This is a genomic window from Pseudomonas sp. TYF_14, from assembly GCF_043105275.1.
GTDB lineage: Bacteria > Pseudomonadota > Gammaproteobacteria > Pseudomonadales > Pseudomonadaceae > Aquipseudomonas > Aquipseudomonas alloputida.
In genome coordinates this window covers 79,957-99,358 of record NZ_JBICLK010000032.1, presented here as the reverse complement: position 1 = coordinate 99,358, position 19,402 = coordinate 79,957, and the positions used below count along the sequence as shown (strand labels likewise).

At 63.5% G+C, this 19,402-nt stretch carries 17 protein-coding genes; 7 read left to right on the top strand and 10 right to left on the bottom strand.

Annotation, left to right across the window (positions count from 1 at the left end; all coding sequences use genetic code 11):
- The 5 genes from ACF8O8_RS09550 to ACF8O8_RS09530 form a co-directional block, all read right to left on the bottom strand.
- Window positions 1-2,433, bottom strand: a complete 2,433-nt coding sequence (locus ACF8O8_RS09550) for a TonB-dependent siderophore receptor (protein WP_392509592.1) — start codon at window positions 2,431-2,433, stop codon at window positions 1-3.
- Window positions 2,434-2,684: 251 nt separating this feature from the next.
- Window positions 2,685-3,641 (bottom strand): FecR domain-containing protein, encoded by a 957-nt coding sequence (locus tag ACF8O8_RS09545; RefSeq protein ID WP_392509591.1) that lies wholly within the window; start codon window positions 3,639-3,641, stop codon window positions 2,685-2,687.
- Window positions 3,638-4,156, bottom strand: a complete 519-nt coding sequence (locus tag ACF8O8_RS09540) for an RNA polymerase sigma factor (protein ID WP_010951704.1) — start codon at window positions 4,154-4,156, stop codon at window positions 3,638-3,640. Before ACF8O8_RS09540 ends, ACF8O8_RS09545 begins: the two co-directional genes overlap by 4 nt.
- Before the next feature lie 379 nt (window positions 4,157-4,535).
- A complete protein-coding gene (locus ACF8O8_RS09535) occupies window positions 4,536-5,246 on the bottom strand; it encodes a PolC-type DNA polymerase III (RefSeq protein WP_010951705.1) in 711 nt (236 codons plus the stop codon).
- The gene (locus tag ACF8O8_RS09530) at window positions 5,243-7,180 is read right to left on the bottom strand and encodes a putative nucleotidyltransferase substrate binding domain-containing protein (RefSeq protein WP_392509590.1); all 1,938 of its coding nucleotides are present in this window, start codon (window positions 7,178-7,180) and stop codon (window positions 5,243-5,245) included. The genes ACF8O8_RS09535 and ACF8O8_RS09530 overlap by 4 nt, the downstream gene beginning before the upstream one ends.
- Window positions 7,181-7,296: 116 nt before the next feature.
- Between ACF8O8_RS09530 and ACF8O8_RS09525 the strand changes: the two genes are divergently transcribed.
- The gene (locus ACF8O8_RS09525; protein WP_020192755.1) at window positions 7,297-7,842 is read left to right on the top strand and encodes a response regulator; all 546 of its coding nucleotides are present in this window, start codon (window positions 7,297-7,299) and stop codon (window positions 7,840-7,842) included.
- A gap of 46 nt (window positions 7,843-7,888) precedes the next feature.
- On the opposite strand, the gene ACF8O8_RS09520 is transcribed toward ACF8O8_RS09525, so the two are convergent.
- The gene (locus tag ACF8O8_RS09520; RefSeq protein WP_392509589.1) at window positions 7,889-10,066 is read right to left on the bottom strand and encodes a malate synthase G; all 2,178 of its coding nucleotides are present in this window, start codon (window positions 10,064-10,066) and stop codon (window positions 7,889-7,891) included.
- Between the two features lie 449 nt (window positions 10,067-10,515).
- Here ACF8O8_RS09520 and ACF8O8_RS09515 point away from each other — a divergent pair, with 449 nt between their 5' ends.
- Entirely contained in the window at window positions 10,516-11,034 is a 519-nt protein-coding gene (locus ACF8O8_RS09515) for a glycine cleavage system protein R (protein WP_010951709.1), read from the top strand.
- A gap of 232 nt (window positions 11,035-11,266) precedes the next feature.
- Here ACF8O8_RS09515 and rarD read toward each other — a convergent pair whose 3' ends face one another.
- From rarD to ACF8O8_RS09495, 4 genes are all read right to left on the bottom strand, one after another.
- On the bottom strand, window positions 11,267-12,154 hold the full coding sequence (gene rarD / locus ACF8O8_RS09510; protein WP_010951710.1) for an EamA family transporter RarD: 888 nt from the start codon (window positions 12,152-12,154) through the stop codon (window positions 11,267-11,269).
- A gap of 64 nt (window positions 12,155-12,218) precedes the next feature.
- Window positions 12,219-13,193: a serine/threonine protein kinase gene (locus tag ACF8O8_RS09505; RefSeq protein WP_020192753.1), complete on the bottom strand. Its 975-nt coding sequence runs from the start codon at window positions 13,191-13,193 to the stop codon at window positions 12,219-12,221.
- A gap of 98 nt (window positions 13,194-13,291) precedes the next feature.
- Complete coding sequence (locus ACF8O8_RS09500; protein ID WP_392509588.1) at window positions 13,292-14,056, bottom strand: TOBE domain-containing protein; 765 nt, start codon at window positions 14,054-14,056, stop codon at window positions 13,292-13,294.
- 49 nt (window positions 14,057-14,105) lie between these two features.
- Entirely contained in the window at window positions 14,106-14,837 is a 732-nt protein-coding gene (locus ACF8O8_RS09495) for a ComF family protein (RefSeq protein WP_010951713.1), read from the bottom strand.
- Window positions 14,838-14,926: 89 nt separating this feature from the next.
- Between ACF8O8_RS09495 and bioB the strand changes: the two genes are divergently transcribed.
- From bioB to bioD, 5 genes are read left to right on the top strand one after another with little or no spacing between them, the layout of a single operon-like run.
- Complete coding sequence (gene bioB / locus ACF8O8_RS09490) at window positions 14,927-15,985, top strand: biotin synthase BioB (RefSeq protein ID WP_010951714.1); 1,059 nt, start codon at window positions 14,927-14,929, stop codon at window positions 15,983-15,985.
- A gap of 1 nt (window position 15,986) precedes the next feature.
- Window positions 15,987-17,159 (top strand): 8-amino-7-oxononanoate synthase, encoded by a 1,173-nt coding sequence (bioF, locus tag ACF8O8_RS09485; protein ID WP_010951715.1) that lies wholly within the window; start codon window positions 15,987-15,989, stop codon window positions 17,157-17,159.
- Complete coding sequence (locus ACF8O8_RS09480) at window positions 17,152-17,883, top strand: alpha/beta fold hydrolase (protein ID WP_392509587.1); 732 nt, start codon at window positions 17,152-17,154, stop codon at window positions 17,881-17,883. The genes bioF and ACF8O8_RS09480 overlap by 8 nt, the downstream gene beginning before the upstream one ends.
- Window positions 17,876-18,694, top strand: a complete 819-nt coding sequence (gene bioC, locus ACF8O8_RS09475) for a malonyl-ACP O-methyltransferase BioC (RefSeq protein WP_392509586.1) — start codon at window positions 17,876-17,878, stop codon at window positions 18,692-18,694. The genes ACF8O8_RS09480 and bioC overlap by 8 nt, the downstream gene beginning before the upstream one ends.
- 10 nt (window positions 18,695-18,704) lie before the next feature.
- The gene (bioD, locus tag ACF8O8_RS09470; RefSeq protein WP_003255605.1) at window positions 18,705-19,385 is read left to right on the top strand and encodes a dethiobiotin synthase; all 681 of its coding nucleotides are present in this window, start codon (window positions 18,705-18,707) and stop codon (window positions 19,383-19,385) included.
- The last annotated feature ends 17 nt before the right edge of the window (window positions 19,386-19,402 follow it).

The window sequence follows — 19,402 nt, the reverse complement described above, 5'->3', positions numbered from 1 at the left end:
TCAGAACTTGTAAGTGGCGCTGGCGACAACGCTGCGCTCATCGCCGTAGTAGCAGTAGTAGGAGTCACAAGTAGAGAGGTAATCCTTGTTCAGCAGGTTGGTGGCGGTGACCGCGACCGACGCGCCCTTCAGGCTGCCGTTCAGGCGACCCAGGTCGTAATGCACCGACCCATCGAAGACGGTGTAGGCCTTGGCCTTGCCCAGGTAGGTATTGCCTTGGTCGCCGTAGGTATTGCCGGTATAACGCGCGCCCAGGCCGATGCCGAAGCCGTCGAGTACGCCCGAGTGCCAGGTGTAGTCGCCCCAGATGGACGCTTGCTGGTTAGGCATCAGTTGCAGGCGGTTACCTTTGAAATCGCCGTCCTGCACCTCGGACTTGGCCAGGGTGTAGGCGGCAATCACCTTCAGGTTGTCGGTCACATCGGAAACCGCTTCCAGCTCTAGGCCGCGGACTTTCACTTCGCCGGTCTGGCTGGTGATGGTCACACCACCGACCGTGTTGGTGACCGAGACGTTTTTCTGAGTCAGGTCGTACACGGCTGCCGACAACAGGGTGTTGGACCCCGGCGGCTGATACTTCACGCCCAGCTCCCACTGTTTGCCTTCGGTGGGCTTGAACGAGTCCGAGGCCGACACACTGGCATTGCTGGACGGCTGGAACGACTCGGCATAGGACAGGTACGGCACGAAGCCCGAGTCGAACACGTAGCTGATGGCTGCGTTGCCGCTGAACTTCTTGTCCCGCTGGGTATTGGTGGCATCGCCCTGGTTGAAGAACTTGGTGCCGGTGTGCACCCAGTCTTCACGACCGCCCAGGGTCAGGCGCCAGTTACCAAGCGCCATCTGGTCCTGCACATACAGGCCGGTCTGACGGGTTTTCTGGTTGTAGTCGTAAAACGCGGTCGACCGATCAGGGCGAGTGATCGGCAGCCCGTAGACCGGGTTGTTGACGTTGCTGTCCGGCACGTTGAAGTCGAAGATCGACAGGTAGTTGGTGTTGATGCGCTGGTGGTCCAGGCCGATCAACAGCGTGTGGTCGATGTCCCCGGTAGCGAAGTCCGCCTGGAAGTTGTTGTCCACCGCGAACTGGCTGATGTCTTCATCGGTGTTGGTGGACATGCGGCTGACAGTGCCATCGTCCTGCACCGGCGGCGAGCTCTTGTTGTAGCTGCCAGGGGTGATGGTCTGGAACGACAGGTCCGACTTGGTGTAGCGCAGGTTCTGGCGGAACTGCCAGACGTCATTGATGCGGTGTTCGAAGGCGTAACCCAGCGCGTAGTAAGTGCGGTCGTAGAACTCGTAATCCGGGTCACCCAGGTTCTTGTGGTGCGAGATCTTGCCGAACGGCATGTCGATCTTGGTGCCCTGGATGGGCCGGAACTGGCTGGTGGCACCGGTATCGTCACGGGTGAACTGGGTGAGGAAGGTCAGCGTCGTGTCTTCGTCAATGTTCCAGGTCAGGCTTGGGGCAATGTTGTAGCGCTTGTTGTCGATGTGGTCGATTTGGGTGCCACTGTCACGAATAACGCCACTGACGCCATAGAGAAAGCGACCTTCATCGTCGATCTTGCCGGTGCTGGCGAAGTTGATCTGGCGATGGTTGTCGCTGCCGTATTGAAGCTCGATTTCGTGAGCGCTTTCGGCTTGCGGACGGCGGCTGACCATGTCCAGCAGGCCGCCAGGTGGAGTCTGGCCGTAAATCGAAGAGGCCGGGCCGCGCAGCAGGGCGAGGCGGTCGAGGTTCCAGGTTTCGGCTTTCGGGTTGGCATACACGCCGCGGGGCAGGGGTAGGCCATCGAGGAACTGCGTTGGCTCGAAGCCGCGCACGCGCATCCAGTCATACCGCGTATCGCTGCCGAAGCTGGCAGAGACGATGCCCGGCATATAGCGCACTGCATCATCCAGGCTGTGTACACCGCGGTCTTTCATTTGCTCGCGGGTGGCGACAGAGACGGAGCGGGGGACTTCCACAAGTGCCGTGTCAGTCTTGGTGCCAGCAGCGGTGCGCTTGGCCACGTAGCCTTCAACCGGGCCCCAGGCGCTTTCGCTGGCGCTGGTGGCATTCACGGTGGTTTCCGGCAAGGCCAGTGTGCCATCCGGCACGGCCACCAGGCTGTAGCTGCCCGCACTGCTCTGCTGCAACTGCAGGCCGGTACCGCTCAGGGCGGCTTGCAGGGCGCCCAGGCCGTCGTATTGGCCGCTGACCGGGGCCGAGGTGCGGCCGCTGACCAGTGCCGGGTCGATGGCCAAGGCAATGCCGGCCTGGCTGGCGATCTGGTTGAGGGTGGTGGCCAGTGGCGCGCTGGGCAGGTTGTAGGCGCGCGACGTGGATTGCTCGGCGGCGAACAAGGCAGGGCTGGTCAGCGGGGCAGCCAGGCCGATGGCCAGGGCCATCAGGCTGGGGCGCAGGATATGATCAACGGCACGGGACATGCGGCGGTTCCTCGACGGGTAAGTGCTTGCTGCTTCCTTGCCGAGCGAGATCTGAAAAGTGACAGGGTGAATCTGAAAAATATTGAGAATTATTTAATGGGATTTTGCCAGCACCGGCCTCTTCGCGGGTGAACCCGCTCCTACGACGACCCCGATGTGTGTCCACCACCGTGGTAGGAGCGGGTTTACCCGCGAATACGGTGGCGGCGGCAACGCTGAACGACTGGTGGAGATTGGCCAGCAAGCCCGGCCTATTTGGAAGTGACGTTCACCCACCACTGCGTATGCCGCTCGATCTTGACCGGCAACGCCGGCACCAGTGAGGCCAGCGCCAGGTCGGTGTTGGTCAGCGGGAAGCTGCCGGTCACGCGCAGGTCGGCGACCTTGGCATCCACCCCGAGGTAGCCGCTGCGGTACTGGCCCAATGTGGCGAGCAGGTCGCCCAAGCGTACGTTGTCGACCACCAGCATGCCGCGGGTCCAGGCATCGGCACCGGCAGGCACCGTGCCAACCTCGCCGAGGCCGTTGGCGTTCATCAACACCTGCTGGCCTTCGCGCAGCACCTGTTCGTCGCCGCTGTCATGCGGCATGGCGGCGACCGAGGCTTGCAGCACTTCCAGGCGCGTACCGCCGGCTTCGCGGCGCACCAGGAAGCGCGTGCCTAGTGGCCGCAAGCGACCGTCCTCAGTGCGTACCAGCAGCGGGCGCGGGTCCTGGTGGCCGGTTTCGACCGAGATTTCGCCCTGGTGCAGCACGATCACCCGTTGCGCGCCGGCGTAGTCGATGTCCACGGCGGTGTGGGTGTTCAGGCTCAGCAGTGTGCCGTCTTCCAGGCGCAAGGTGCGTAATTCACCCGTGGCGGTGCGCTGGACGGCCAGCCAGTAGCTGGGTGCCAGCGACGGGGCGCCGACCCATGCCAGCAGCGCGCCGAGCAGAAACGTGCCGGCCAGCCCGCCGCCAACCTTGCCAATGCGTCGCCGCAGGCTGGCGCGCGATTGCAGCAGCGCCTGGCGTGCCGGGCCAGCTGCCGCGCTAACGCGTTGGTCCATGGCGCCGAGCTGGCGCCAGGCACGTGCGTGCTCTTCGCTGGCGGCATGCCAGCGCATGAATTCGTTGCGTTCATCAGGCGTGCCGCTGCTCTCGCCAAGGCTGAGTTTCCAGGCAATCGCGGCTTCCAGGACCCGGGACGAAACCGGGAGGTTGCTCACGTCGGCTCCCCGTACAAGGCCACGTAGCACTGGCGCATGCCTTGGGCGATGTACTGGCGCACCCGCGATACCGAAACGCCAAGGCGCTCGGCAATTTCGGCATGGCCCATGCCGTCCAGGCGGCTGTGCAGAAACGCCGCGCGAGCCTTGCTCGACAGCTTGCCGAGCAGGCGGTCGATGGCTTTGAGGTCTTCAAGGATCAGGTGCTGCATTTCTGGCGAGGGCTGTTCGGCTTCAGGGATCAATGCCAGCTCGGCCAGGTAGGCCTGTTCCAGCGCGGCGCGGCGGAAGTGGTCGAACATCAGCCCCTTGGCCACGGCGGCCAGAAACGCGCGGGGTTCGCGGGGGGTGTCCAGTTGCTCACGACCAAGCAGGCGCACGAAGGTGTCCTGGCTCAGGTCTTCAGCACGCTGGCGACAGGCCATGCTGCGTTGCAGCCAGGCGAGCAGCCAGCCGCGGTGGTCGCGGTACAGCGCACCGACCAGATCGGCGTGTGGGCTTTGTGCAGAAGACAAGCAGCGTCCCCCCGGAACGAATGCATTAACTAACGATAATTATTCGCGATTGTTGCAGAGGGGAGGGGGTGGGTGCAATGGACGCTTATCGGATTGCCATCATGGGGCTTGGGTTGAGTTGTGTGGCGCCGGTGAGATCGAGCGCCGCCCGCGCGGCGCATCGCGAGCAAGCTCGCTCCTACATTTGTTTCGGGCCAGTTATGCCTGTGACAGGCGCGCGCGACCGCCTTGTTCGTACGACGCGGTATCGCGCCATGCGCCAAGGGGACGCACAACTCCCCCCAGGAATAATTGGCCCGAAACAAATGTAGGAGCGAGCTTGCTCGCGATGCGCCGCGCGGGCGGCGCTCGATCTCACCGACGCTGCAAATCCCACGCCCTACAAACCGTGGCTCTGCATCTTGCGCCGTCGCCATCCGCGCAACCGTTGCTCCAGCTGCAGCGGGCTGTCCAGCTGCTGGCGCCGGGCCTGGCTGAACAGGATCAGCGCCAGTTCTGCGGTCACCTGGGCATCGGCACTGGCATGATGGCGTTCTTCAACCTGCAAGCCAAACCGCGCTACCCAGTCATCCAGCCCGGCCTCGCGCAGCACGGTGTCGGGGTTGAGCATCGGCGCCAGCTCGGCGATATCGAGGAATGGCGACTGCAAGCGGTAACCCAGGCTCTCTTTCAGCGCACGCGCCAGCATGCGCTGGTCGAATGGCGCGTGAAACGCCAGCACCGGGCTGTTGCCAATGAAATCGAGCAAATCCAGCAGGGCCTCGGCCGGGTCGCAACCGGCAGCCAGGGCGCTGGGGCCCAAACCGTGGATCAGTACGCTGGCGTTGGTCTTCTGCAAAGGCCGGTGCAGTGTGCGTTCGAACTGCTGGGCAAAGTCGATGGCACCGTCTTCGATGGCCACCGCCCCAATCGACAGTACCTGATCACGGTTGGGGTTGAGCCCGCTGGTTTCCAGGTCCAGCACCACCCAGCGCTGCTCACGCAGGGTACATACCCCCAGCGGCACGGGCTTGGGCAACCGGGCCAGGCGCTGGCGTGTGGTGTGGTCCAGCTCGGGCGCGCTGGGGCGCAGCCAGGCGAACAGGCTCATAGCTGATACCGCAAGGCCAGGCTGCTTTGCAGGCGCTGAGCCTGGCGCAGGGATTCGCGCAGGATACGCCGGTCCAGGTGGTTGAGGCTGTCCGGGTCGAGCCGGTTGGAGTAAGGCAGGTTGTCGCGTATCTGGCGCTGGTGCTGCTGCATGCGGGTTTGCTGGATGAAGTGGTAGGCCTCTTCATAGGCGGCGCCGTCCAACGGTTCGATCACGCCCTTGGCTACCAGTTGGCGCAGGCGCTCCAGGGTATTGCAGGCAGCTATGCCATTGGCCAGGGCCAGCAAACGGGCACCATCCACGAAGGGCGTCAGGCCCTGGACCTTGAGGTCGAGGGTCGCCGCCTTGTCGTTGCCTTGGCGTGTCAGCACGAACTCGCGCAACCGGCCCACCGGCGGGCGTTGGCGCAGGGCGTTGTCAGCCATCATGCGCTGGAAGATGCGGTTGTCGGCTACCTGTGCCAGCAGGCCCTGGCGCAGCTGCTCGCAGCCTTGCTCGTCGCCCCACACCACACGCAGGTCGAAGTAGATGCTCGAGCCCAGCAGGTTCTCCGGGCTGGCTTCGCGGACAAACCCGGCAAAGCGCCGCGCCCACTCGCTGCGCGACAGGCACAGTTCGGGGTTGCCGGCCATGACGTTACCCATGCACAGGGTGAAACCGCACTGGGCCAGGCATTGGTTGATGTATTGCGCCAGCGGCAGCAGGCGAGCGCGGATGGCGTCGGCCTCGGCGCTGTCGACTGCTTCGAAGAGGATGCCGTTGTCCTGGTCGGTGTGCAGGGTCTGCTCACGTCGCCCTTCGCTGCCAAAGCACAGCCAGCTGAACGGCACGCCCGGGTCGCCACGTTCGGCCAGGGCCAGTTCGATGACCCGGCACACGGTATGGTCGTTGAGCAAGGTAATGATCTGGGTGATCTGCGTCGACGATGCGCCATGGGCCAGCATGCGTTCCACAAGCTGGCTGATTTCGCCGCGCAGCGAAACCAGCGTATCCAGGCGTGGTGCATGGCGTATGGTGCGCGCCAGGTGAACCAGATCGACCCGTTGCAGGGAGAACAGGTCGCGCTCGGAAACCACGCCGCACAAGCGTCCGTTTTCCACCAGGCAGACATGGGCAATATGCCGCTCGGTCATGGCCATGGCGGCATCGAAGGCGCTGGCCTGGGGTGGGAGGTAGAACGGTTTGGCGGTCATGTGCCGGTCGATGGCGGCGCCCAGGTCGGCATCTACTGTCGCCACCACCTGGCGCAGGTCGCGCAAGGTGAAGATACCGATGGGGTAGCGCTGCGGGTCGACCACCACGATGCTGCCCACCTGTTGCTCGTGCATCAGCCGCACGGCTTCGCGCAGGGGCGTATGGGCGCTGCACACCACCGGGTGACGCATGGCCAGTTCACCCAGGGGGGTGTTCAGCGAGTACTGGGTGCCGAGGGTTTCCACAGCGCGCTGGCGTACTTGCTGATTGACCTGATCAAGCAGGCTGCTGACACCGCGCAGGGCAAAATCCCGAAACACATCAGACATCGAGAACACGCGGATGAATGCGGCCTTGTTCAGTTGCAGGCAGAAGGTGTCTTCCCCGGCCAGGTGCTCGGTGCGGGTTGCCCGCTCACCCAGCAGGGCTGCCAGCGGGAAGCATTCGCCGCTGGTGATCTCGAACGTGGTTTCGACACCCGGTTTGGCCAGGTGCTGGCGTTCGCCAACTACCTGGCCCTGCTTGACGATGTAGAAGTGCTCGACCGGCCCGTCGGCAGGTTTGACGATGCTTTCACCGCAGGCGTAGAAGCGCAGCTGGCACTGCTCGACCAAGAAGGCCAGGTGGCTGTGCTCCATCTGATTGAACGGCGGAAAGCGCTGCAGGAACTGCAATGTGCCCTGGATGTTTTGCAGTACCGCTGTCTTGCCCGCCTGGCTGTAGGCGTCCTTTTTGCTCATGAAACTGACCGTATCGCTATGCCGAACTATATATATCTATATATAGGTACCGGCCATGTTGTTCTCTGCCTCCATGGTCGGCTTGCGGCGGGGTGGTGCCCATTGGACGTAAGTCTATGAGCGCCCTTGTCAAAGACCCGACGAAAGGCGAAACGGGTTACGCGAGTAATGCGGTCCTAATGCTGAAGCGGAATTTTTTTGACGAGATGAGCATGCCTGAGCACACCGACATCCTGAGCGACGCCGAGCGCGAGGCCTTGGCCGTGATAAACCAAAGTGCGCCTGTGGCAGCCAGACCGTTGGTGCTGGTGGTGGATGACAACGCGGTTAACCGGGAGGCGCTGATCCTGTACCTGAAAAGCCGGGGCATCGATGCGGTGGGGGCGGATGGGGCCGAGGAAGCCAGGTTGTACCTACACTACCAGAAGCGTATCGGCTTGATGATTACCGATTTGCGCATGCAGCCTGAAAGTGGATTGGACTTGATCAGGACGATTCGTGCGTCGGAGCGGGCGGCGTTGTCGATCATTGTGGTGTCGGGCGACACCGATGTGGAAGAGGCAGTGGATGTGATGCACCTGGGGGTGGTGGACTTCCTGCTCAAGCCGGTGGATCTGGGCAAGCTGTTGGAGCTGGTGAACAAAGAACTGAAAATTGGATGATGCGCCAGGGGGACCGTAAAACGGTCCCCCTGGCAGCAGATGCTGCTTACAACCCGTTACGCGCCTTGAACTCGCGGCGACGGCGGTGCAGTACCGGCTCGGTATAACCGTTCGGTTGCTTGCCACCTTCCACTACCAGTTCCACAGCCGCCTGGAACGCCACGTTGTCGTCGAAGTTGGGCGCCATCGGGCGGTACAGGGGGTCGCCAGCGTTCTGCTGATCGACCACCACGGCCATGCGCTTGAGGCTTTCCAGCACCTGTTCCTGGCTGACCACGCCGTGGCGCAGCCAGTTGGCCAGCAGCTGGGCAGAAATGCGCAGGGTGGCACGGTCTTCCATCAGGCCGACGTTGTTGATGTCCGGCACCTTCGAGCAACCCACGCCCTGGTCGATCCAGCGCACCACGTAGCCGAGAATGCCCTGGGCGTTGTTGTCCAGCTCGTTGCGGATCTCTTCGGCCGACCAGTTGGTGTCGGCAGCCAGCGGAATGGCCAGAATGTCATCCACCGACGCCGGGGTACGTGAAGCCAGTTCACGCTGGCGCGCCTGTACGTCCACCTTGTGGTAGTGCAGGGCGTGCAGGGTGGCGGCAGTTGGCGACGGTACCCAGGCGGTGTTGGCACCGGCCAGTGGGTGGGCGATCTTCTGCTCGAGCATGGCGGCCATCAGGTCAGGCATGGCCCACATGCCTTTGCCGATCTGCGCACGGCCTTGCAGGCCGGTGGCCAGGCCAACGTCGACGTTGTTGTTTTCGTAGGCGCCGATCCACTTCTCGTTCTTCATGGCACCTTTGCGCACCACGGCGCCGGCTTCCATCGAGGTGTGGATTTCATCGCCAGTGCGGTCAAGGAAGCCGGTGTTGATGAACACCACGCGCTCGGCGGCTGCCTTGATGCAGGACTTGAGGTTGACCGTGGTACGGCGTTCCTCGTCCATGATGCCGACCTTGACGGTGTTGCGCGGCATGCCCAGCAGGTCTTCGACCTGGCTGAAGATCTCGGTGGCGAAGGCCACTTCCTCAGGGCCGTGCATCTTCGGCTTGACGATGTACACGCTGCCGCTGCGGGTATTCTTGCGGCTGGTGTTGCCGTTGAGGTTGTGCAGGGCGATCAGGTTGGTGAACAGCCCGTCCTGGATACCTTCGGGGATTTCGTTGCCTTGGGCATCGAGGATCGCCGGGTTGGTCATCAGGTGGCCAACGTTGCGCACGAACAGCAACGAACGACCGTGCAGGGTCACGCTGCCGCCGTTAGGCGCCGCGTACTCGCGGTCCGGGTTCATGGTGCGGGTGAAGGTTTTGCCACCCTTGCTCACGCTTTCGGCCAGGTCGCCTTTCATCAAGCCCAGCCAGTTGCGGTAGACGATGACTTTGTCGTCAGCGTCTACGGCTGCAACCGAGTCTTCGCAGTCCATGATGGTGGTCAGTGCCGACTCCATCAGGATGTCTTTGACGCCAGCGGCGTCGGTGCTGCCGACGGGGGTGCTGGCATCGACCTGGATTTCGAAGTGCAGGCCGTTGTGCTTGAGCAGCACGGCAGTCGGCGCGGCGGCGTCGCCGTGGAAGCCGATCAGTTGCGCATCGTCGCGCAGGCCGCTGTTGCTGCCGCCTTTCAAGGCAACAACCAGCTTGCCGCCTTCGATGCGGTAGCCCGTGGAGTCAACGTGCGAGCCGGCGGCCAGTGGCGCGGCTTCGTCGAGGAAGGCGCGGGCGAAGGCGATGACCTTGTCGCCGCGTACCTTGTTGTAACCCTGGCCTTTTTCGGCGCCGCCTTCATCGCTGATGGCGTCGGTGCCGTACAGGGCGTCGTACAGCGAACCCCAGCGAGCGTTGGCGGCGTTCAGGGCGAAGCGGGCGTTCATCACCGGCACGACCAGTTGTGGGCCGGCCATGTGGGCGATTTCTTCGTCCACGTTCTGGGTGGTGGCCTGGAAATCGTCGGCTTGTGGCAGCAGGTAGCCGATTTCCTGGAGGAATGCTTTGTAGGCTGCGGCGTCGTGGGCCTGGCCTTTGCGTGCCTGGTGCCAGGCGTCGATCTTGGCTTGCAGCTCGTCGCGCTTGGCGAGCAGGGCTTTGTTCTTTGGAGCGAGGTCATTGATGATCTTCTCTGCACCCGCCCAGAACTGCTCGGCGACGATGCCGGTCCCGGGGATGGCTTCGTTGTTCACGAAGTCGTACAGGACCTTGGCGACCTGAAGGCCACCGACTTGAACGTATCCAGTCATTGCTTGCCTCACTCTGCTCAGCTATTTCGCTCTTCTGTATTAAGCCTGTAGCGCTTCTCTAAACACGGCACCAGTGCATGCCCCCGGTTTTGCTCGGGGGCGGCTGGGTGCGGCCTGCCAGACAGGCTGGCGGGCAGTGTGCGTATTTTCACAGGCGCCTTGGCAGACATCCAAACGACGTTTTGTAGTCCGCGCCACGGGATACTACATGAAGCAGTAGGCGGGGCAAAATCAGACTAAAAGCGCCGTTATGCGACCCGTTGGTCGCGTATGGTCACGCTGGGAGTAGGTATGTTCGCAAAAAACAGGTGGATTGTTCCAGATAAATCTTGAAACAGTACACGATTGGCTGTGCAGATTGCCCTGCGGCAGGTTGCCGCGCCTTGCCTATACTGACTCGATCCCCCGATTTTCTGCCGCCCGGCGCGGTCCGACACGAGGAAGGGCTTGTGGATCATCTTGTACTGACTGTAATTGCCCCTGACAAGGCCGGCCAGGTCGAACGTATTGCCCAGTGCATCGCCGACCACAGTGGTAACTGGCTGGAAAGCCGCATGTCGCGTATGGCCGGGCAGTTTGCTGGCATTCTGCGGGTGGCGGTGCCGGCAGAGAATTACGCCGAGCTTGTGGCCTCGCTGCAGGGGCTGGCCAGGTATGACATTCGCGTGCTGATCGCCGAGAGCGGGATTGAGCCGTCGTGCACCTGGAAGCCAATTGCCATGGAGCTGGTGGGTAACGACCGGCCGGGGATCGTGCGGGACATTACCCGCTTGCTGGCTGAGCTGCAGGTAAACGTCGAGCGGTTTTCCACAGAAGTGCGGCCGGCGCCGATGAGCAGTGAGCCGTTGTTCCACGCCGACGCATTGCTGGCGTTGCCGTTGACCTTGCCGCTGGAAGAACTGCAGCAGCGGCTGGAGAGCCTGGCGGATGACTTGATGGTGGAGTTGAAGCTGCGGGCAGAGGATTGATCAGCAAGCGGCCATCTGCGGTTATCCCGATATCACGGGGAAGGCCCTGTGGATAACCTGGGGGTGTACCTCTCCAGCCCAGGTATCACGTGCCTTGTACGGTTTTGCTCAAAAAATGCCCAATTATCAGCAGCTTGTGCACAAAGCGCGGGGACGAGGGTGTGGATAACCTATGGAGATGTCTCTGCAGGCCAGGCGCTACATGACCTGCAGAGTTTTGATCGTTTTCTGATCAGCTACGTTTGCGCAAGTTCAGCCATGCATCGACGCTGTAAATCGCCAAACCTGCCCAGATGAACATGAAGGCCGCCAGGGTGCTCGACGACAAATGCTCGTCGAACAGCACTACGGCCTGCAACAGCACCAAGGTCGGCGCCAGGTACTGCAGGAAGCCCAGCGTGGTGTACGGCAGGTGCCGTGCGGCGGCGTTGAAGCATACCAGCGGCACCAGCGTCACCGGCCCGGCCGCCATCAGCCACAGCGCCTCGCTGCTGGTATAGAACGCGCCCTGGGCACTCATCGCTGTCGGGTGCAGTAGCAGCCAGCCAAGGGCCAGCGGTACCAGCATCCAGGTTTCCACCACCAGGCCGGGCAGCGCAGCCACCGGCGCCTGCTTACGGATCAGCCCATAGAAGCCGAAGCTCAACGCCAGCACCAGTGATACCCACGGCAGGCTGCCCACTTGCCACACCTGCTGCGCCACACCCACGGCAGCCATGCCCACCGCCAGCCATTGCAGGCGGCGCAGGCGCTCACCAAGAATCAGCATGCCCAGCAGTACATTGATCAGCGGGTTGATGTAATAGCCCAGGCTGGCCTCGAGCATACGGCCGTTGTTCACCGACCACACGTAGGTCAGCCAGTTGCCGGCGATCAGTGCCCCGCTCAGTGCCAGGATGCCCAGCCGGCGCGGGTTGTTGCGCAGTTCACGCCACCAGCCGGGGTGTTTCCACACCAGTAGCAGCAGCGAGCCGAACAGTGCTGACCAGAGCACCCGGTGGACAATGATCTCCACCGCCGGGACGCTCTGGATTGCCTTGAAGTAGAGGGGGAAAAGGCCCCAGATGATGTAGGCGCTCAAGCCCAGTATGTACCCGCGACGCGGGTTTGCGGCGTGCATGCAGAATCCTTGCTTAGGTTGCTAAATAAAGCGACGCCTATTGTAGACAGAGGCGGGCGTGCTTCTAGAACAATTTCAGCGGAGCTTCATCCAGCGCAGCCATCTGTTCGCGCAAGGCGAGAATCTGGTCGCCCCAGTAGCGTGGCTGGCCGAACCAAGGGAAGCTGGGCGGGAACGCCGGGTCGTCCCAGCGCCTTGCCAGCCAGGCGCTATAGTGCAGCTGGCGCAGGGCGCGCAGGGGCTCGATCAGGGCCAGTTCGCGCGGGTCGAAGTCGTGGAACTCGTTGTAGCCGTCGATCAGCTCGGCCAGTTGCCCCAGGCGCTCCTCGCGGTTGCCGGCCAGCATCATCCACAGGTCTTGCACCGCTGGGCCCATGCGGCAATCGTCGAGGTCGACCACGTGGTACACCTCATCGCGGTGCATCAGGTTGCCGGGGTGCAGGTCGCCGTGCAGGCGGATGAGCTGGTGTGGTGTGCGAGCGTAGATGTCCTCCACCCGCTTGAGCAGATCGCGGGCCACGGACTCGAACGCCGGCAGCAGTTCACGTGGGACAAAATTACCCTCCAGCAAGGTGTTCAGCGAGGCGTGGCCAAAGTTGTCCACAGCCAGTGCCTCACGGTGCTTGAACGGCTTGCTGGCGCCCACGGCATGCAGGCGGCCAAGTAACTGGCCCAGCCGATACAACTGGTCGAGGTTGCCAGGTTCGGGGGCGTGGCCGCCGCGACGGGGGAACAGCGTGAAGCGGAAGCCCTTGTGTTCGAACAAGGTGCGGTCATCGTGCTGCATGGGCGCAACCACCGGGACTTCGCAGTCGGCGAGTTCGGCCGTGAAGGCGTGCTCTTCGAGGATGGCTGCATCGCTCCAGCGGCCTGGGCGGTAGAACTTGGCAATCAACGGCTGCGCGTCTTCGATGCCCACCTGGTACACGCGGTTCTCGTAGCTGTTCAGCGCCAGCACCCGAGCGTCGCTGAGAAAGCCCAGGCTTTCCACTGCGTCCAGGACCAGGTCGGGGGTGAGGGTGTCGAAGGGGTGGGACATGGTGGCTCCGGAGGGTAAGCGGCGTGGGGCCATGGTAGCGCGTTATGCCTGTGCCGGCTTCACAGGCAGGCCCGCAATCCGCTCGCCGCGTGGCCAGGCTATGCCGGTATCCCGATCAGCACATAGGACGGATGGAACTGCACCCGCACCGAGCTGCCGACCGCCACCTGCTGCCCTGCCAACCACTGCGCCTCTGCAATGGCACACAACGTCTGGCCATTTCCCAGCGCCAGCCTGACCTCGCTGGGGCCGTCATCCTCGGCCAGCACTTCCTCCACCGTCGCGTTCAAACAGTTACTGCCCCTCTCGGCTTCTTCCTCTTGCGCCAGTAAACGCACCCACCCGGCCTTTAGCAGCGCCACCACCATCGTTCCCGGTGTCAGCTCCAGACGCGCCGTGCTGTCGTGGGTGATCAGCGCATCGATCTCCAACCCGCCGCTCAATGCCAGGCTGACGCGGTCATACCGGCCTTCAGGGCGCAGGGCGCTGACCTGGCCCTGCAACTGGTTGCGCGCACTGGTGCGCAGCATCAGGCGCCCGAGCAGGTCGAGGTCGCCGGATTCTTCGGCGGCGTCAAGGATTTGTGCCTGCAGGGCCTGCAGCCGTTGGTACAGGCGCAACACCCGCTCGCCTTCCGGCGACAAGTGCGCACCGCCACCGCCGCGGCCACCGGTGCTGCGCTTGACCAAGGGCTGGCTGGCCAGGTTGTTGAGCTCGTCGATGGCATCCCAGGCCGCCTTGTAGCTGATACCTGCGGCCTTGGCGGCGCGGGTGATCGAGCCTTGTTCGGCAATGTGCTGCAGCAGCGCGATGCGCTGTGGGCGGCGGGCGATGTGCTGGGTGAGAACGGGGGGTAGGGACATGGGTATTCCGTATACAAAGGTGCTTTACAAATGGGCAGGTCGCGCCTGGTCATACATACCCCGGTTTGGGCGTACGTGCCAGGCAATACACATCCACCCGCCGCGCACCTGCCTTGCGCAGTGCCTGGGCGATAGCCTGCGCAGTGGCACCGGTGGTCAACACATCATCGACGATGGCGACATGCTTGCCTTCCAGTTCGCCCTGTACCGCGAACGCCTGGCGCAAATTGCGCCGCCGTGCCTTGGCGCCCAGATGTTGCTGTGCCGGTGTCTCGCGGGTGCGGGCCAGCAAACGCTCGTTGCAGGTTACCCCGACGTGCGACGACAACCACCGCCCAAGCATCCCCGCCTGGTTGAACCCCCGCTCGCGCAGTCGACGCCTGGCCAGAGGCACAGGCAACAGCAGGTCAGGGCGAGGCAACCCTTCGGCATAGCGATACTGCAGCCCCTGCCCCAGCAGCTCAGCCATCAGGCGCCCCAAAGGCCATTGGCGATTGTGCTTGAAACGGCTGATCAACGTGTCCACCGGAAAGCCGAAATGCCACAGGGCAATGACCTGATCGAAGGCCGGCAAGCAGCGGCCACACGGGGCGCAGGTCAAGCCGGCCATGGGCAAGGGCAGGGCGCAATGTCGGCACTGATCACCCAGCCAGGGCAGCGCCTGTTCGCAGGTGATGCACAGCGGGTAATGCTGCTCGGCAGGCTCATCGCATAACAAGCACATCTGATTAATAAGTGAGCACTTGTAAACCAGTCGCTTCCAGTGCAGTTGACAGTTCATAGGCCTTCCATGACTATGCGAGCTATCCGTGATGCGCTGGCGGGCTTTCCTGTCCCGGCGCCAGCTACAGCCTAAACAAGGAAACGCCGATGAGCGCCAGCACAACTGCAACAACACGTCACGATTGGGCCCTGGCCGAGGTCAAGGCGCTGTTCCAGCAACCGTTCAATGACTTGCTGTTCCAGGCGCAGACCGTGCACCGCGCGCATTTCGACCCCAACCGCGTGCAGGTTTCGACGTTGCTGTCGATCAAGACCGGCGCCTGCCCGGAAGATTGCAAATATTGTCCGCAGTCCGGTCACTACAACACCGGCCTGGAGAAACAGAAGCTGATGGAGGTGCAGAAGGTGCTGGAAGAAGCTGCCCGCGCCAAAGCCATCGGTTCTACCCGTTTCTGCATGGGGGCGGCGTGGAAGCACCCGTCGGCCAAAGACATGCCCTACGTGCTGGAGATGGTCAAAGGCGTCAAGGCCATGGGCCTGGAAACCTGCATGACCCTCGGCAAACTCGACCAGGAGCAGACCAAGGCCCTGGCCCAGGCTGGTCTGGACTACTACAACCACAACCTCGACACCTCGCCGGAGTTCTACGGCAGCATCATCACCACGCGTACCTACAGCGAGCGCCTGCAGACCCTGGCCTACGTGCGCGACGCCGGGATGAAAATCTGCTCTGGTGGCATTCTGGGCATGGGTGAATCGCTGGATGACCGCGCCGGCCTGCTGATCCAGCTGGCCAACCTGCCGGAACACCCGGAGTCGGTGCCGATCAACATGCTGGTCAAGGTGGCCGGCACGCCGTTGGCTGAGGAAGAGGACGTCGACCCGTTCGACTTTATCCGTATGCTGGCCGTGGCCCGGATCCTTATGCCCAAGTCTCACGTGCGCCTGTCCGCCGGCCGCGAGCAGATGAACGAGCAGATGCAGGCCCTGGCCTTCATGGCGGGCGCCAACTCGATCTTCTACGGCGAAAAGCTGCTGACCACCGCCAACCCCCAGGCCGACAAGGACATGCAGCTGTTCGCACGCCTGGGCATCAAGCCCGAAGCGCGTGAAGAGCACGCCGACGAAGTGCACCAGGCAGCCATCGAGCAAGCGCTGGTCGAGCAGCGCAGCAGCGAGATGTTCTACGACGCCGCGACAGCCTGACATGGCTTTCGACCTGGCAGCGCGCCTGGCCGAACGGCGCGCCGCAGACCTGTATCGGCAGCGGCCATTGCTGGAAAGCCCGCAAGGGCCGGAAGTGGTGGTCGACGGCCAGCGGTTGCTGGCCTTCTGCAGCAATGACTACCTGGGCCTGGCCAACCACCCCGAGGTGATCGCCGCCTGGCAGGCCGGCGCCGAGCGCTGGGGTGTGGGGGGGGGGGCCTCGCACCTGGTAGTTGGCCACAGCACCCCGCACCATCAGGTTGAAGAGGCACTGGCTGAACTCACCGGCCGCCCGCGCGCCCTGTTGTTCTCCACCGGCTATATGGCCAATCTGGGCGCCATCACCGCGCTGGTGGGGCAGGGCGACACGGTATTGCAAGACCGCCTCAACCATGCCTCGTTGCTGGATGGCGGGTTGCTCAGTGGTGCCCGCTTCAACCGCTACCTGCACAACGACCCGGCCAGCCTGGCCAGCCGCCTGGACAAGGCGGTCGGCAATACCCTGGTGGTGACCGATGGCGTGTTCAGCATGGACGGTGACCTGGCCGACCTGCCGGCGCTGGCCAATGTCGCCCGTGCCCGCGGTGCCTGGCTGATGGTCGACGACGCCCATGGCCTGGGCACCCTGGGTGCCAAAGGCGGCGGCATCGTCGAGCACTTTGGCCTGGGCGTGGATGATGTACCCGTGCTGATCGGCACGCTGGGCAAGGCTTGCGGCACTGCGGGCGCCTTTGTTGCCGGCAGCGAGGCGCTGATCGAGGCGCTGGTACAGTTCGCCCGCCCCTATATCTACACCACCAGCCAGCCACCGGCGCTGGCCTGCGCCACACTCAAGAGCCTGGAGCTGTTGCGCCGCGAAACCTGGCGTCGTGAGCACCTGGCAGCCTTGATTCGCCAGTTCCGAGAAGGCGCGCAGCAGTTGGGGCTGCAGTTGATGGACAGCCCGACGCCGATCCAGCCCATCGTGATCGGTGACAGTGCGCAGGCGTTGCGCCTGTCACGCCTGCTGCGTGAGCGCGGCTTGCTGGTGACGGCCATCCGCCCACCCACCGTGCCGGCTGGCAGCGCACGCCTGCGGGTAACCCTGAGCGCCGCACACAGCGAGGCGCAGGTGCAGCTATTGTTGAATGCATTGGCCGAGTGTTATCCACAGTTGGAGAACGCCGATGCGTAATCGACTTGTTCTATTGCCCGGCTGGGGCTTGGGAACTGCTGCTCTGGAGCCGCTGGCCGCTAGCCTGCGTGCCCAGGACGCCCGCCTGCAGGTAGAGCTGATGCCCCTGCCAGAACTGGCCCACAGCGATGTGCAGGCCTGGATCGACCATCTGGACCGCAAGCTGCCCAACGATGTCTGGCTGGGTGGCTGGTCACTGGGTGGCATGTTGGCCAGCGCGCTGGCGCACAAGCGTGGCGACCACTGCTGCGGGCTGCTGACCTTGGCCAGCAACCCCAGCTTCCTGGCCCGGCCAGATTGGCCCCATGGCATGGCCGAAGACACCTTCGGCACCTTCCTCGACGGTTGCCGCAACCATACTCAGGTTACCCTCAAGCGCTTTCGTACCTTGTGCAGCGACGGCGCACTGCAGCCGCGCACCCTGTTGCGCCAGCTGGGTGTCGGCGTGCCGGAAACCGACCCGTTGTACCTGGCCACTGGCCTTGAAGTGCTGGCTAAGCTGGACACCCGTGAGGCCTTGCAGGCCTATGATGGCCCGCAGCTGCACCTGTTCGCCGGCAGCGATGCACTAGTGCCAGCAGAGGCGGCAAAGGCGTTGAGCGAGCTGTTGCCCGATGTAGAAGTGGGCCTGGTCGAAGACAGTTCCCACGCGTTCCTGCTGGAGTATCCGCAGGAGTTGGCGGCGGGCATCAAGAGTTTTCTGCATGAGAGTGGCGATGACTGACCTTTCCCGTCCGACCCTGCCCGGCGCATTGCCCGACAAGCGCCAGGTGGCGGCCTCGTTCTCCCGCGCCGCGGCCAGTTACGACAGCGTGGCGGCCCTTCAGCGCGCTGTAGGCCTGAGCCTGCTGGAGCAGTTGCCGGCAGGCCTGCAGCCGTCACACTGGCTGGACCTGGGCAGCGGCACCGGCCATTTCAGCCGCATGCTGGCCGAGCGTTTCGCCCAGGCCAGCGGCGTGGCGGTGGATATTGCCGAGGGCATGTTGCTTCATGCGCGTCATGTCAAGGGTGGGGCGCAGTATCACGTGGTTGGCGACGCCGAGCGTCTGCCGCTGCGCGATGCCAGTGTCGACCTGGTGTTTTCCAGCCTGGCGGTGCAGTGGTGCGATCAGTTCGCCAGTGTGCTGGCCGAGGCGCAGCGGGTGCTGCGCTCAGGCGGTGTACTGGCCTTCAGCAGCCTGTGCGTGGGCACTCTCGACGAACTGCGCGCCAGCTGGCAGGCGGTGGATGGCCTGGTGCATGTAAACCGCTTCCGCCGTTTCGAAGACTATCAGCGCCTGTGCGCAGCCAGCGGTTTTGAACAGCTTGAGCTGCAGCGGTGCCCGCATGTGCTGCACTACCCGGATGTGCGCAGCCTGACCCACGAACTGAAGGCGTTGGGGGCGCACAATCTGAACCCTGGGCGACCTTCCGGCCTCACCGGCCGGGCGCGAATGCAGGGCCTGTTGCAGGCCTATGAGGCATTTCGCCAGCCTGCGGGGCTGCCAGCCACCTATCAAGTGGTCTATGGTGTGTTGCGCAAGCCACAGGCGTAAGGGGAGCACGATGAGCCAGGCCTTTTTCATTGCGGGTACCGATACCGATGTCGGTAAGACCACCATCGCCGCCGGCCTGTTGCATGCGGCGCGTTTGCAGGGCATGAGCACGCTGGGTGCCAAGCCGGTTGCCTCGGGCTGCACCATGACGCCGAAAGGCCTGCGCAATAGCGATGCCCTGGCGCTGATCGACGAAAGCACGGTCAAGCTGCCTTATGAGCAGGTCAATCCGTTTGCCTTCGAGCCTGCTATAGCCCCGCATGTGGCGGCGCGCGAGGCAGGGGTGACGCTGGCTGTGCCAGAACTGCTCGCGGCGATGCGCAATGTGCTGCAACAAAATGCCGACTTCACCCTGATAGAGGGTGCCGGTGGCTGGCGCGTACCGCTGTCGGGCCTGGAGAACCTGTCCGACCTTGCCGTTGCCCTGCGGTTGCCGGTGATTCTGGTGGTAGGCGTGCGGTTGGGTTGCATCAGCCATGCCTTGCTCAGCGCCGAAGCGATCGAGCGTGATGGGCTGCAGTTGGCGGGTTGGGTGGCAAACATCATCGAGCCGCGCACTTCACGCCTGGAAGAGAACCTGGCCAGCCTTGCAGAGCGCTTGCCGGCGCCTTGCCTGGGGCGGGTGCCCAAGCTCAAGCAGGCCAGTGCCGACATGGTGGCTGAGCATCTTCAGCTGGATCTGCTGGATTAGTGGGATGCAGGCCCGGC

Bases quoted from the DNA above. Each gene is read 5' to 3' on its own strand.
- ACF8O8_RS09550 (WP_392509592.1), bottom strand. From the start codon at position 2,433: ATGTCCCGTGCCGTTGATCATATCCTGCGCCCCAGCCTGATGGCCCTG.
- ACF8O8_RS09535 (WP_010951705.1), bottom strand. From the start codon at position 5,246: ATGAGCCTGTTCGCCTGGCTGCGCCCCAGCGCGCCCGAGCTGGACCAC.
- ACF8O8_RS09530 (WP_392509590.1), bottom strand. From the start codon at position 7,180: ATGAGCAAAAAGGACGCCTACAGCCAGGCGGGCAAGACAGCGGTACTG.
- ACF8O8_RS09525 (WP_020192755.1), top strand. From the start codon at position 7,297: ATGAGCGCCCTTGTCAAAGACCCGACGAAAGGCGAAACGGGTTACGCG.
- ACF8O8_RS09520 (WP_392509589.1), bottom strand. From the start codon at position 10,066: ATGACTGGATACGTTCAAGTCGGTGGCCTTCAGGTCGCCAAGGTCCTG.
- rarD (WP_010951710.1), bottom strand. From the start codon at position 12,154: ATGCACGCCGCAAACCCGCGTCGCGGGTACATACTGGGCTTGAGCGCC.
- ACF8O8_RS09505 (WP_020192753.1), bottom strand. From the start codon at position 13,193: ATGTCCCACCCCTTCGACACCCTCACCCCCGACCTGGTCCTGGACGCA.
- ACF8O8_RS09500 (WP_392509588.1), bottom strand. From the start codon at position 14,056: ATGTCCCTACCCCCCGTTCTCACCCAGCACATCGCCCGCCGCCCACAG.
- ACF8O8_RS09495 (WP_010951713.1), bottom strand. From the start codon at position 14,837: ATGAACTGTCAACTGCACTGGAAGCGACTGGTTTACAAGTGCTCACTT.
- bioB (WP_010951714.1), top strand. From the start codon at position 14,927: ATGAGCGCCAGCACAACTGCAACAACACGTCACGATTGGGCCCTGGCC.
- bioF (WP_010951715.1), top strand. From the start codon at position 15,987: ATGGCTTTCGACCTGGCAGCGCGCCTGGCCGAACGGCGCGCCGCAGAC.
- ACF8O8_RS09480 (WP_392509587.1), top strand. From the start codon at position 17,152: ATGCGTAATCGACTTGTTCTATTGCCCGGCTGGGGCTTGGGAACTGCT.
- bioC (WP_392509586.1), top strand. From the start codon at position 17,876: ATGACTGACCTTTCCCGTCCGACCCTGCCCGGCGCATTGCCCGACAAG.
- bioD (WP_003255605.1), top strand. From the start codon at position 18,705: ATGAGCCAGGCCTTTTTCATTGCGGGTACCGATACCGATGTCGGTAAG.